Source organism: Streptomyces sp. NBC_01237 (genome assembly GCF_035917275.1).
Lineage (GTDB): Bacteria > Actinomycetota > Actinomycetes > Streptomycetales > Streptomycetaceae > Streptomyces.
This window is the reverse complement of the sequence record NZ_CP108508.1, coordinates 7,883,447-7,896,081: the sequence shown is the minus strand read 5'-3', so window position 1 is coordinate 7,896,081 and position 12,635 is coordinate 7,883,447. Positions and strand designations below refer to the sequence as shown.

Here is a 12,635-nt window from a genome sequence, read left to right as displayed (position 1 = left end):
AGCACCAGGAGCATGCCCCGGCCTCCGCACCGCGCTCTGCGCGTGCGCGCCGTACCCGCTGGCCACCCGACCACGCCAGCCCCTTACCACCGGGGCCGGCGCCCGCCCTCACCAGGAGCCCCCGTCACCGACGAACCCGACCGCACACCACCGCCCATCAGCACCAGCCGCAAACCCCGCCTGGCCACCGCCCTGTTCCGCCGATACCTGCGAGCCGTGACCGTCGGCAGCGCTGAACGCACCATCACGCTGGCCAGCGGACGCCCCGAGGCAGCACTCGACGAAGCCCGCCGCCGCGACGCCCTCCTCCTCGTCGACAGCTACCGCCTCCGCCACCACGACTAACACCCCGAACCGCCCTGTTCAGGAGGCCCATGACTGACTCGAACCTCCCTTCCGTACAACTGGCTGAAGCCATCGCCGGGCAGCTCGGCCAGCTCCGTCGCCTCCTCGCCCTGGCGCCGCCGCACGAGGCGGCCCAGATCCTGGCAGGCGTCCTCGACTACGACACCGGCATCCTCGGCGAGGTCACCCAACTCGTCGAAACCGGATCGCCCTTCGCGAAGGTCCACTCCGAGCACGGCGTCCTGCCCCCCGAGGTCTGGCTGGCCCTCGGCCGCGCCGCCAACGAACTCGACAGCGTGGGCGGCGACCTCGCCGAACACACCGGCACGATCAAGCAGGTGGCCAAGCCCACCGCTCCCTCCAGCAGGCCGACCGCCGCGCCGGTCGCGTCCGCGATGGTCATCAGGCGGCGCCGGTGAAGAAGAACCAGCAGTGGGCCGGCTGGGGCCTCACCAGTCAGCAGGCCCAGCAGCACTACCTCGTCGAGCCCCGCCACCTCGCCGGCGGCGGCGACGTGCGCTACGTCACCGAGTTCCTGCGCGCCTCCGGGTGGAAGGACAGGTCCAAGAACGGCGGACCGGCCGTCTTCGACAGCCCCGACAAGTCCGTGCGCATCGGATACGACCCGTTCGCCCAGCCCGGCGGCTGGACCATCAGCGGGAAGCAGACCGCGACGCAGGAGGCATGGCACGCCGCCCTCGGCCGCCAGGTCCCCGTCGAGATCGTGGCCGGCGTCACCGACGCGCTCACCTGGCCCCGATCCGCGCACGCCCCCAACGTGTGGGAACCCCTCCAGCAACAGGGCTGGGAAACCGAGCGAGGACAGCACTTCACCGCGCGCAGCCCTGACGGAGACGCGTTCGTCCGCTTTCACCAGTCCGCTCCCGGACAGGCGCACTGGTGGGCCGGCGCCCGCAATGAACACGGCCGGGTGTGGGAGGCCGTGTTCACGCCGACCACACCGATGCACCTCGTGCAAGCGTTCAGCACCGCGCTCGCCGATCCGGAGCCGGTGATGCGGCCCCTCGGCCACGTGCCGCCCTCCCAGAGAATCCGTACCACCTCGGTGTCCGTGCTGCCCTCGCAGCTCAGTGCCTGGCAGCAGGCCCGGATCACCGCGGCGCGCGCCGCCACCTGGGCCAGCAACGCCTTCGCCACCAACAAGGCGCGCTCTCAAGGCCCCGGAGCCCGCCCGTTCGCCAAGGCCGGGCGGACGCGGTGAGCCACGAACGCTTCTACTCGCGCGTCAACGGCCCCACCCTGCATCGCGTCAACACCGTCCGATGGCTGGACGAGGTCTCGCCGCGGCACCTGGCCGGCGGGGGCGACCCCCGGCACGTGACCGAGCACCTGCTTGCGTCGGGCTGGAGCAGCCACTCGGTGCCCGGCTTCCCGCACGTCCTGCTGGAGAGCCCCGACCACCGCCTGCACCTCACGCTGGAGCCCCAACCCGACGCACACAGTGCCTGGTGGCGGATCCACCCGGCCGAGAACCGCATGTGGTCCGCCCAGTTCAACGGCCATACGCCCGTCGAGATGATCGCGAAATTCACCGACGCCCTCGACAGCCCAGCTCCACGCCCGGACACGGACCTGTGGCACCTGGCTGCCAGCCGGGGCTGGTCCCGGCTGGCAGGCAGAGAGCAGGCGAGCGTCCAGGTCTCCGTCCCCCTCTCCGACGGGCAGCATCGGTGGGTCTGGAACGCCTCCATCGACGAAACCGCTCCGGCCGCCGCGCTCGCCGGGTTCGTCACCGCGCTCACCGAGCCCGGCCCGCTGCTGCGCGACGAGGGCCAGACCCCAGCCCTCACGTTCGGATACCTCGACTCCCACCGGAGCGTCGTCACCCCGGAACAGCACCGTCGCCAGCATCTGCAGCGCCTCGAAGCCGCTCAGCATCCCGGCCCGCCCGATCCATCGCCGTCAGCACCGGCCCCGCCTCCTCCGCAGCGGCAGCCCCGCCACAAGAAGCACCGCTGACCAGGCGCGCCCGTACGCCTTCCTCTTTCCCCCTTCACGAAGGACGTTGATGCCCAACCCCTCTGTGCCCAGCGCCGACCAGGTCGCGCAGGCGACCGCCACCCTGGCCCAGGCCAAGGACTACCTGCGGACCCATCCGCCGGTATCCGACGTACTGCCGCTTCTCGCCGGGCTCCTCGACGAGGACACCGGCGTGCCCATTCTGCTCGGCGATGTCCTGCGCAGCGCAGCGCGCCTCATCGCCCAGCAGACCAGCGCCGAGACCGACGAGATCCGCCTGATCATCACCGGACTCCGGGAGGCCGCCCAGGAGGCCACCGACTGGTATGTCCTGCACTGGGACGTGCAGCGCCTGCGCGGCTACACGTCCGAGGCCGCCGGGCCGCCGCCGGCCACGTGACGCGTCCCTACATCGCCAGCAAGGGCCGACGCCCCCTGGTCCCGAATCTGGTTCGACACCACACCCCGCCACCTCGCCGGACCCGGCGACCCGCGCCATGTCACTCAGGCGCTACGAGCCGGCGGATGGAAGAACTTCGGCGACCCCGACTTCCCCCACGTCGTTCTCGCCAGCCCCGATTACCGACACACGCTGGTCCTGGAACCCACACCGGAGACGTACGGCTCCTGGTGGCGCATCTCCTCGACGCCGTGGGGCGGGTGGCACGCGTCCTTCGGCGGCAACACGCCCGCCGAGATCATCGCCGGATTCACCGACGCGCTCCCGCACCCCCCGCCCGAGACCGAGCCGGGCATCTGGCCCGTGCTGCAGGCGGCTGGCTGGACCTACGAACGCGACGAACGAGGCAACGAGCACGCACGTCACCCGGACGGCATCACCACCATGGAGCGGTCGGCCACGCTGACCAGCGACCACTTCGCCTGGACTACCGAAGTCGCTCTGCCCACCGGGCTCGGCGGCCACAACCGGCTGTGGCACGCGTACTTCGACGACCGCACCCCTCGCCACCTGCTCGCAGGATTCGCCGCCGCCCTCACCGATCCGGCCCCCGTCTCCCGTGGCCACTACGACGTCCCCCACTCCCACCTGGTCACGCAGGTGGAACGCGGAGCCCAGGGTGATCATCTCGCTGCCGCCCACGACGCGCGGCTGAAGGCCATCCGGACCGCCGCCCGCAAGTCCCGCCGCACTTCCGCACCCACCACACGTCCGGCCTCGCCGCCCGGCGCCGAGGCGACCGCGCCTGCGGCCCGAAGCCGCTGAACGGTGCGGAGCGGCCCCAACCGCTCCGCACCCGGCCCGACCACAACCGCACGCCCGAAGGCCCTTCTTGACGATCTCACTCGAACCCGGGAGCCAGGAGCACCGGCTCTACCTGAGCCAGCTCGCGCTCTACCTGCGGCACAGCCGGCAGATCCTCGCCGCCTGGGACCACTACTCCGCCCGGCACTCCGACCCCGTAACGTTCCAGCCCCACGACGAGGACGCCTACGGCCTGCGCCAGCAGCAACGCGACGCCCACACCGTGTCCGCCTTCGGCCGCGTGTACTACCACGCCGACGAACTGGTGCATGTCGCCGAACAGCAGCTCGCCCAGCTGGCGGTGTCTGACCGTACGCGGCGCTACGCCTGGCAGGTACGGGAACTGCAGGAGGCCACGGAATGCCTGTATGCCGTCTACGACGACTGGCTTACCGTACGCGCCGCGCTGCCCGAGAGCGCCCGGCCCGGCACGACGGCGTATGAGGGACCGCTCGCCGAGAGCAACGCGGAAGCATGGCACTACCTGGACCAGTGGGCGATCCACGGCCAGGCCCTCTTCGCCGTCAACGCGCTGGCCGAGCGGCAGTCGAAGACCGGCGCACCCACGGCGGTCGCCGCCCCTCCGGCACCCTCCGCTGTGCGGCGGTGGGCGCCGTGACCGAGTCCATCGAGCAGACGCTCATCTCTCCCCGCTATCTGGCCGGTAGCGGCGACCCGGCCTGGGTCACTGTTCCCCTCCGTCGCGCCTGCGGCTGGAGCACCGCCGAAGATCCGCTGGTGCCGCGGGTCATCCTCACCAGCCCCGACCAGCTCGCCCAGCTGCGCATCGCGCCGGACCCGGACCCGGCCGAGCCGTGGTGGACCCTGCGTCATGCGCATCACGGTGATCAACGCGCCTGGGAGATCACCTTCGACGCCCAGACTCCGGTCGAGATCATCGCCGCGGTCACCGACACGCTCACCTGCTCCCCGCCACCACGACGGTCTCACCTCGCCCAAGGGGATGAGTTCCCCCGACGGCCTGGCACGGGTCGACCGGATCGTCGACGAGAGCGGGCGCAGCGCCGGCTGGATCGTCGAAACGTCCGTCCATCACCTCCCCGCCATCTGGCGCGCGTATGCAGACGGCAACACTCCGTCCCACGTGGTCTCCGCGTTCTTCGGCGCGCTGGCCGACACGACGCCCCTCATCCGGCATCCACACCGCGTTCCTTCTCTGGCCGTCGCTCACGGCAGTACCAGCACCCGGCAGGTCAGCGCAGAGTCCGTCGCCTTCGCGCTCAGGAACCGCGCCACCGCCCTCGCCCAGCGGAACCCCGCATCGCCGCCGTCGGCGCCTCCCGCTCCGCCGCACGCCTCGACGGCGCGTCGCGCCCGCTGAACGGCACCACCGCGCCCCACCTCCACGCTCCCTGGAACAGCCCCTTGCCCCAGCCCAACTCCACGTCCACTGACGGATACGACATAGCCTTCCGCGTCCTGGGCATCGTCCTTGCCATCGCGATCCCCCTGGCCAACCTGGCCTGGGTGGGCGGCACTATCACCGCCCGGGTCACCGACGCCGACACCGGTGCCCCGTACCAGCCCGTCGCAGCCCTGCTCCATCCCGAGCAGCTGTGGCCCCACCTCGGTGAAACGTCACTGCTGATCTGGACACGCATCGTTCCCGGCGCCCTGCTGCTGTCCCTCGCCGTCACCACCGCCGTGCTCTACAAGCGGCACAAGGACGGCGGAAGCGGACGCAAGAAGCGCGTCGTGGGCATGGCCAAACACAAGGACATCGAACCTCTGATGTCCAAGGCCATCACCGCCAAGGCCCGTTCGCTGCGCCCGAGTTTGAAGGACGCCAAGCACATCGACGCAGCCGATTCCGGCATCCTGCTCGGCAACCTCCAGGGCACCAAGTACGAGGTGCGGATGGGATACGAGGACGTGGCCGTCGCGATCATGGCGCCCCGCTCCGGGAAGACCACCAGCCTGGCGATCCCCTCCATCCTGGCAGCGCCCGGCCCGGTCCTGCTCACCTCCAACAAGGCCGCCGGGGATGCCTACACCGCAACGATCGACGCACGGGCAGCCGTCGGCCGGACATGGTCGATGGACCCGCAGCAGATCGCCCACGCCGAACGGGCGATGTGGTGGAATCCCTTGGCCGACGCCAAAACCCTCGACGGTGCCGGGCGCCTTGCCGGCCACTTCCTCGCCGCCAGCGTCGACGCCAGTCAGCAGGGTGACTTCTGGTCCAAGGCCGGGTCGAACATCCTGAGCCAGCTGTTCTTGGCCGCCGCGCTCGCCGAGCGGCCGATCACCGACGTGATGGCATGGCTCGCCTTCCCCGCCGACCGAACCCCGCTCGACATCCTGCGTGACCACGGCTTCGCCGCAGTCGCCGCTCAGCTCAAGGGAACGGTCGAGGGGCCGCCGGAAACGAGGGATGGGATCTATGAGACGGCCCGCCAGTACGCCGCAGCCCTCCTCAACACGGAGATCGCTGCCTGGGTGACCCCGCAGAAGAACGTGCCGGAGTTCACACCGTCCACGTTCGTCACCTCCAAGGACACGCTCTACCTGCTGTCGAAGGACGGCGGAGGCGGCGCCAGCGCACTGATCGCCGCGTGCGCGGACAGCGTGATGCGGGCCGCGACCGCCCAGGCCGAACGTGCTGGTGGACGCCTCGACCCGCCGATGCTCGCGATCCTCGACGAGGCCGCGAACGTGTGCAAAATCAGCGACTTGCCCGACCTGTACTCCCACCTCGGCTCGCGGGGCATCATCCCGATGACCATCCTGCAGTCCTACCGCCAGGGCCAGAAGGTGTGGGGGGACGCGGGCATGGACGCCATGTGGAGCGCCTCCACGATCAAGGTCATCGGCTCCGGCATCGACGACCCGGACTTCGCGGACAAGCTGTCCCGCCTGATCGGCGACCACGATGTCGAGACGACCTCGACCTCGACGTCGGATTCGGGTAAGTCCACCTCCGTGTCGATGCGGCAGGAACGGATCCTGGCCGCCGACGCCATCCGCGCCCTGCCCAAGGGAACCGCGCTCGCATTCGCCACCGGCATGCGCGCGGCCATGCTCGACCTGCGGCCCTGGTATCTCGAGCCCGGCGCCGGCGAACTCTCCGCCGCCTCCGCCCGCGCGTCCAAGGGCATCACCGAACGCGCCATCGCCAAGGCGGCACCGAAGCAGAGCGACTTCGGCCCGGCCGCTTAACCGTCACCGCACCCGCGGCCCCGCCCCACTCGACTGGAGAAGAGACTCATCGCCCCCGCCCGCCCGCACGGCGGCGCTCATGACCGAGCCACCCGCCGAAGCCCTGCTGTTCGATGTCCCGCCGCCGCCCACCCCCGTCGAGCGGCTGCTCCACCTGGCCGACCAGTACACCCAGCACAACGACGCACTCGACCTCCACCTGCGCACCACCGCCCCGTCCGGGCCGGACACCCACGCCGACTCGGCGCTGCGCCTGGCAGCCGACACCCAGTCCGCGATCAAGGCGATCCAGAGCGAACGACTCTACGAGAGCGTGGAACTGACCGAGACGGTCATGCGCCTGCAGCAGCTCGCCTTCCTCGCCACCGCCTCGGCGGACCTCCGTACCGGGGCGGCTCGCGGGCTGACCGCCCTGGCCCCGGAAGCGGCCGTCAGTTGCGCGGTGACCCTGGCCGCCGAGACTCGCCGGCGCCGCTGGGCCTCCGCCCCGGCCGCCGATCAACGGCTGACTGAGGCGTGGGCGGTACCGACGGATATCCCGAAGGCTGCGGCGATCTGGGCGAGGGTGTCGTGGCGGCGCAGGTATACGAGTGCGACCAGCGCGCGGCGGTGCGGCGGAAGTTTGCACCGCCGGTCACCCTCGCGGGTGACGATGAGCATCGTGACCCACTCGACCAAGGCGTGGGGCAGGTCGAGTGCGGCAGGATAGGGAACCAAGAGGGCTCCAGTGCTGCTGAGTTGAGACGTCGAACACCTCCCTCAACGGCACGGGGGCCGTGTCCGTTGCCCACCCGACCTCACACTGGCCCGTCACCTGATCAGTGGCCACACTGAAAATGCTCTCTGACTCAGGTCACTAGGGCCGAGCAGGCAAACGCAGTAGCCCCACCTCATTCTGGGAATTCTCTTGCGCTTCTCACCCGCATCCACACTGCACCATTCTGGACAAGATCGACCTTTCGAATCTGACGGGGTGGCGCGAAACACGCTTGAATCCATGCATCACACAAGTTAAGGTAAGTCAGTCCGTCGAGCCTTTCCGGAAAAGCGAGGGAAACAGATGGCCGAACAAGAGAGTATTGGCGTTTTTTTAGTATGTGAAGACCAATTGGAATGCGCCGGCCTGATTGCCCTCCTCAACAATGACCGGGGAATCTCTATTGTCGGAGACGCTCCCTCTGCGGCTACGGCGCAAAGAATGATCTCCACACTGAGACCTAATGTGGTTCTCCGCAGTGAGCGCGCATTGTCACATCAGACGATCGAGCTTGCCGAAAAGCTTGCAGAGCAGTCCAATGAATTCAATCCCATCCATCTCATCGTCCTGCTCCCCTCGCTTAACGACCCGGACATCGAACTCCTGCGCATCGACCGATGCATCGTGCTGGACCGACGCATGAGTTCGGCCGAGCTTGTCGCCGCCATCCGAGTTACCGCCGCTGGTTACCTTCCAGTACGCAGTGACTTGGCCGGCAGTTTGGCTCGAGCGTCGGTAAGTCTCAAAGGAGCCAGCGGGACAGCGGGGAAGCAGGTGCTGAATCTGACCAAGCGCGAGCGCCGCGTGTTCGAACTCATGATCCAGGGGCTCTCCAACCCAGAAATCGCCGCTGCGCTCAACGTGGCCGAGTCGACCGTCAAGTCACATGTGCAGGGCATCTTGAACAAACTTGACCTGCGCGATCGCATCCAGGCGGTGATCTACGCCTACGAAGCGGGATTCGTGCAGCGGTCGTTCCAGCTGGAGGAGCAGTGCATGCTTGCCCACTGTTGAGCACGATCCCATCCTGCGGAGCACACGCCTCCGGCTGCAGCCGGGCGAAAGATCCTTTCGCCCGGCTGCAGCCGTCTCCGCGGCCACGTCACGGGGCCAGACTGCGGCTCGGGGGCCCGGGCTGCCCGGTGAACGACCGAGCCTCCCGAACCAGAGGGTCCGCTTCCCCGTTATCTTTTTCGCGGTCCTGCAACGGGGCCGCTGGCCTCCGGGCTCGGCATGACTGTGTCCCCCTGTCGAAGGAATGACCTGGGGGGTGGTGTCACCGGGCCCGGGGGTGTTCGTCGGAGACGCTGATCAGAGGTCCGGCCACCGTCCGGTCCGGCGCAATGCCGGACAGTTCGCGGGCGGTAGGTCTGCATAACGTGGATGCGCGAGCACGACACCCGAGCCGAGGCCAGCACCGTCAACACCCTGGAAAGGGCACGATGTTCGAGATCGAAGACGTGGGCGTGTTCCTCGGTTTGGACGTCGGCAAGTCCGCTCACCACGGCCATGGGCTGACGCCGGCGGGCAAGAAGGTCTTCGACAAGCCGCTACCCAACAGCGAACCGAAACTGCGGGCCGTCTTCGACAAGCTGACCGCGAAGTTCGGCACCGTCCTGGTCATCGTGGACCAGCCCGCCTCCATCGGTGCCCTGCCGCTGACCGTCGCACGCGACGCCGGCTGCCGCGTCGCCTACCTGCCCGGCCTGTCCATGCGCCGGATCGCCGACCTCTACCCCGGAGAGGCCAAGACCGACGCCAAGGACGCGGCCGTCATCGCCGATGCCGCGCGGACCATGCCGCACACCCTGCGCTCGCTGGAACTGACCGACGAGATCACCGCCGAGCTGACCGTGCTGACCGGCTTCGACCAGGACCTGGCCGCCGAGGCCACCCGCACCTCCAACCGGATACGCGGCCTGCTCACCCAGTTCCACCCCTCCCTGGAACGCGTCCTGGGACCGCGCCTGGACCACCAGGCCGTCACCTGGCTCCTGGAGCGTTACGGCTCCCCGGCCGCCCTGCGCAAGGCCGGCCGCCGCAGACTCGTGGAACTGATCCGCCCGAAGGCCCCACGCATGGCCGCCCGGCTGATCGACGAGGTCTTCGACGCGCTCGATGAGCAGACCGTCGTCGTCCCTGGCACCAGCACCCTGGACATCGTCGTGCCCTCCCTGGCCGCTTCCCTGACCGCCGTGCACACCCAGCGCCGGGCGATGGAGGCCCAGATCAACGCCCTGCTGGAGGCCCACCCTCTTTCCCAGGTCCTGACCTCGATGCCCGGCGTCGGCGTCAGGACCGCCGCTGTCCTGCTGGTCACCGTCGGCGACGGCACCAGCTTCCCCACCGCCGCCCACCTCGCCTCCTACGCCGGCCTCGCGCCGACGACGAAGTCGTCGGGCACCTCGATCCACGGCGAACACGCACCCCGAGGCGGCAACCGGCAGCTCAAACGGGCGATGTTCCTGTCCGCCTTCGCCTGCATGAACGCCGATCCGACCTCCCGCGCCTACTACGACAAGCAACGCGCCCGCGGCAAGACCCATACCCAAGCCCTCCTCCGCCTCGCCCGCCAACGCATCAGCGTCCTGTTCGCCATGCTCCGCGACGGCACCTTCTACGAGTCACGCGTCCCCGAAACAGCTACCGCATGACCAGCCTCGGACTTGCGTAGCTGAACCAAACGGCCTCACAGGCAGTCGCATCCTGTGGAGTAGAGCAGCAGGAAGAGGGCCGTCATGGCGGTCACGGTGAAACCGACAGCGGTCAGGGCGGCGAGGCCCCGACGGCGCCCCTTCGCGGGGGTGCGGAAGGTCTGCCAGGCGCCGTGGGCGAGGAGGAGGCTGAGCAGCCCAGCCCCCGCGATGGTGAAGCGCGGGCTGAGGGACCAGCTCAGGTAGGCGATCAGAGCCAGGCAGCCGAGCAGGGCACAGGCGAGCAGGCTGAGGATCACCTCGGCGACGGCTTCTCCCAGCGCCTCGACCAGGAAGTCGCCGACGCCTTTCGCTGCCCTGCGGACCCCCATGACGCTCCTCCCTCTTGCGTCGAGGCCCCGAGCGGGGCCTGGTATGGAGGACCCCCGCCGAGCCGGAATGGTTGCCGGGGTGCTCAAGAGTCGCCTACTGCGGCACACGGTCACACCTTGACGAAGGACATAGAGGCACCCCCCGTTATCTTTTTCGCGGTCCTGCAATGGGGCCGTTGGCCTCCGGGCCCGGTACGACTGTGTCCCCTCTGTCGAAGTGATGACCTGGGGGGTGGTGTCGCCGGGTCCGTGGGGTGCCGTCGGAGACGCTGATGAGAGGTCCGGCCACCGCCTGGCCCGGTGCAATGCCGGGCAGCTCGCGGGCGGCAGGTCTGCATAACGTGGATGCGCGAGCACGGTGCCACCGCCGAGGCCGGCAAGGTCAACCACTTGGGAGGGGTGCGATGTTCGACACCGGCGATGTGGGCGTCTTCCTGGGCATGGACGTCGGCAAGAGTGCCCATCACGGCCACGGGCTGACCCCGGCCGGGAAGAAGGTCTTCGACAAGCCGATGCCCAACAGCGAACCGAAACTGCGGGCCGTCCTCGACAAGCTGACCGCGAAGTTCGGCACCGTGCTGGTGATTGTCGACCAGCCCGCCTCGATCGGTGCTCTGCCCCTGACCGTCGCCCGGGACGCGGGCTGCCAGGTCGCCTACCTGCCCGGCCTGTCCATGCGCCGGATCGCCGACCTCTACCCCGGAGAGGCCAAGACCGACGCCAAGGACGCGGCCGTCATCGCCGATGCCGCGCGGACCATGCCGCACACCCTGCGCTCGCTGGAGCTGACCGACGAGATCACCGCCGAGCTCACCGTCCTGACCGGCTTCGACCAGGACCTCGCCGCGGAAGCCACCCGCACCAGCAACCGGATACGCGGCCTGCTCACCCAGTTCCACCCCAGCCTCGAGCGCGTCCTGGGCCCGCGACTGGACCACCGGGCCGTCACCTGGCTCCTCGAACGATACGGATCCCCGGACGCCCTGAGGAAAGCCGGCCGCCGCAGACTCGTCGAACTCATCCGGCCCAAGGCCCCGCGGATGGCACAGAGGCTGATCGACGACGTCTTCGACGCCCTCGACGAACAGACCGTCATCGTTCCCGGCACGGGCACCCTCGACATCGTGATCCCGTCCCTGGCCGCCTCGCTCGCAGCGGTCCACGACCAGCGCAGAGCGCTCGAAGCCCAGATCACCACCCTGTTGGAGGCCCACCCTCTTCACCCGGTCCTGACCTCGATGCCCGGAGTCGGAGTCAGGACCGCCGCCGTCCTGCTGGTCACGGTCGGCGACGGCACCGGGTTTCCCAGCGCAGCCCACCTCGCCTCCTACGCCGGCCTCGCCCCCACAACCAAGTCGTCCGGGACCTCGATCCACGGCGAACACGCACCACGAGGAGGAAACCGGCAGCTCAAACGCGCGATGTTCCTCTCCGCCTTCGCCTGCATGAACGCAGACCCCGCCTCCCGCACCTACTACGATCGCCAACGCGCCCACGGCAAGACCCACACCCAAGCACTCCTCCGCCTCGCCCGCCAACGCATCAGCGTCCTGTTCGCCATGCTCCGCGACGGCACCTTCTACGAGTCCAAAGCCCCCACCGCCATCCTGGCCGCATAACCACCCCAAAAGCCCGCACACCCGGCGCCACGTCCTTGACGAAGGACATAGAGGCACCCCCCCCATCGGACGAGAACGGGCCGGAAACCGCATCCTTCGATGGACCCATATCCCTGGACGTTAAGCCTGGGGAGGGATTTACCACGCGCCACAGGGACCGTAGCGTCTCCAATCGAGCTCAGAACCCGCACTTCGGATATCCAGAGAGGTCCTTGTGCGCCCTTCAAGAACCTCCCCACCCAGAGCCGAGAAGGGGGAATCCGCGTTCGTCGTTTCTTGATCAGCTGTTGCCGCGCGACGGTTGTACAGGTTATTGATTTCTAATGTCCGGAGAACCCTTGGCGTTCTCCACATGTGTGGACACGTCACACCGGACAGCCCAGACCGTCCTAGCCTGCCGAAAGTCGGCATTAACGAAGACCGTGTCATCGCCGACCTGTAGCAACCACTGAAGATGCCGCATTG

Annotated in this window: 13 protein-coding genes and 3 pseudogenes; 14 read left to right on the top strand and 2 right to left on the bottom strand. The window is 68.8% G+C overall.

Annotation, left to right across the window (positions count from 1 at the left end):
- The first annotated feature begins 216 nt into the window (after positions 1–216).
- The 11 genes and pseudogenes from OG251_RS34795 to OG251_RS34745 all read left to right on the top strand — a co-directional run bounded on the left by OG251_RS34795 (position 217) and on the right by OG251_RS34745 (position 6,769).
- A complete protein-coding gene (locus tag OG251_RS34795; protein ID WP_326680827.1) occupies positions 217–345 on the top strand; it encodes a hypothetical protein in 129 nt (42 codons plus the stop codon).
- Positions 346–374: 29 nt separating this feature from the next.
- The gene (locus tag OG251_RS34790; RefSeq protein WP_326680826.1) at positions 375–764 is read left to right on the top strand and encodes a hypothetical protein; all 390 of its coding nucleotides are present in this window, start codon (positions 375–377) and stop codon (positions 762–764) included.
- A complete protein-coding gene (locus OG251_RS34785) occupies positions 761–1,567 on the top strand; it encodes a DUF317 domain-containing protein (RefSeq protein WP_326680825.1) in 807 nt (268 codons plus the stop codon). Before OG251_RS34790 ends, OG251_RS34785 begins: the two co-directional genes overlap by 4 nt.
- Entirely contained in the window at positions 1,564–2,325 is a 762-nt protein-coding gene (locus OG251_RS34780) for a DUF317 domain-containing protein (RefSeq protein WP_326680824.1), read from the top strand. Before OG251_RS34785 ends, OG251_RS34780 begins: the two co-directional genes overlap by 4 nt.
- 49 nt (positions 2,326–2,374) lie before the next feature.
- Entirely contained in the window at positions 2,375–2,725 is a 351-nt protein-coding gene (locus OG251_RS34775; protein ID WP_326680823.1) for a hypothetical protein, read from the top strand.
- Positions 2,726–2,770: 45 nt separating this feature from the next.
- Positions 2,771–3,004, top strand: a pseudogene (locus OG251_RS34770) (DUF317 domain-containing protein); the annotation flags it as partial.
- An 84-nt stretch (positions 3,005–3,088) separates the two neighbouring features.
- A complete protein-coding gene (locus tag OG251_RS34765; RefSeq protein WP_326680822.1) occupies positions 3,089–3,550 on the top strand; it encodes a DUF317 domain-containing protein in 462 nt (153 codons plus the stop codon).
- A 67-nt stretch (positions 3,551–3,617) separates the two neighbouring features.
- Entirely contained in the window at positions 3,618–4,208 is a 591-nt protein-coding gene (locus OG251_RS34760) for a hypothetical protein (protein WP_326680821.1), read from the top strand.
- Positions 4,196–4,462, top strand: a pseudogene (locus tag OG251_RS34755) (DUF317 domain-containing protein); the annotation flags it as partial. The gene OG251_RS34760 and the pseudogene OG251_RS34755, both read left to right, overlap by 13 nt.
- A 91-nt stretch (positions 4,463–4,553) precedes the next feature.
- A complete protein-coding gene (locus tag OG251_RS34750) occupies positions 4,554–4,931 on the top strand; it encodes a DUF317 domain-containing protein (protein ID WP_326681524.1) in 378 nt (125 codons plus the stop codon).
- Positions 4,932–4,975: 44 nt separating this feature from the next.
- Positions 4,976–6,769: a type IV secretory system conjugative DNA transfer family protein gene (locus OG251_RS34745; protein WP_326681523.1), complete on the top strand. Its 1,794-nt coding sequence runs from the start codon at positions 4,976–4,978 to the stop codon at positions 6,767–6,769.
- Positions 6,770–7,273: 504 nt separating this feature from the next.
- Here the strand turns inward: OG251_RS34745 and OG251_RS34740 are convergent.
- A pseudogene (locus OG251_RS34740) lies at positions 7,274–7,486 on the bottom strand (helix-turn-helix domain-containing protein); the annotation flags it as partial.
- A 343-nt stretch (positions 7,487–7,829) separates the two neighbouring features.
- Here OG251_RS34740 and OG251_RS34735 point away from each other — a divergent pair.
- Together OG251_RS34735 and OG251_RS34730 are read left to right on the top strand one after the other, a co-directional pair.
- A complete protein-coding gene (locus tag OG251_RS34735; protein WP_326680820.1) occupies positions 7,830–8,540 on the top strand; it encodes a response regulator transcription factor in 711 nt (236 codons plus the stop codon).
- Between the two features lie 428 nt (positions 8,541–8,968).
- Positions 8,969–10,180, top strand: coding sequence for an IS110 family transposase (locus OG251_RS34730; protein ID WP_326674933.1), 1,212 nt, complete (start codon positions 8,969–8,971; stop codon positions 10,178–10,180).
- 35 nt (positions 10,181–10,215) lie between these two features.
- Here OG251_RS34730 and OG251_RS34725 read toward each other — a convergent pair whose 3' ends face one another.
- Positions 10,216–10,551: a lysine transporter LysE gene (locus OG251_RS34725; protein ID WP_124721702.1), complete on the bottom strand. Its 336-nt coding sequence runs from the start codon at positions 10,549–10,551 to the stop codon at positions 10,216–10,218.
- A gap of 404 nt (positions 10,552–10,955) precedes the next feature.
- Between OG251_RS34725 and OG251_RS34720 the strand changes: the two genes are divergently transcribed.
- Positions 10,956–12,170 (top strand): IS110 family transposase, encoded by a 1,215-nt coding sequence (locus OG251_RS34720; protein WP_326680819.1) that lies wholly within the window; start codon positions 10,956–10,958, stop codon positions 12,168–12,170.
- Positions 12,171–12,635 lie beyond the last annotated feature (465 nt).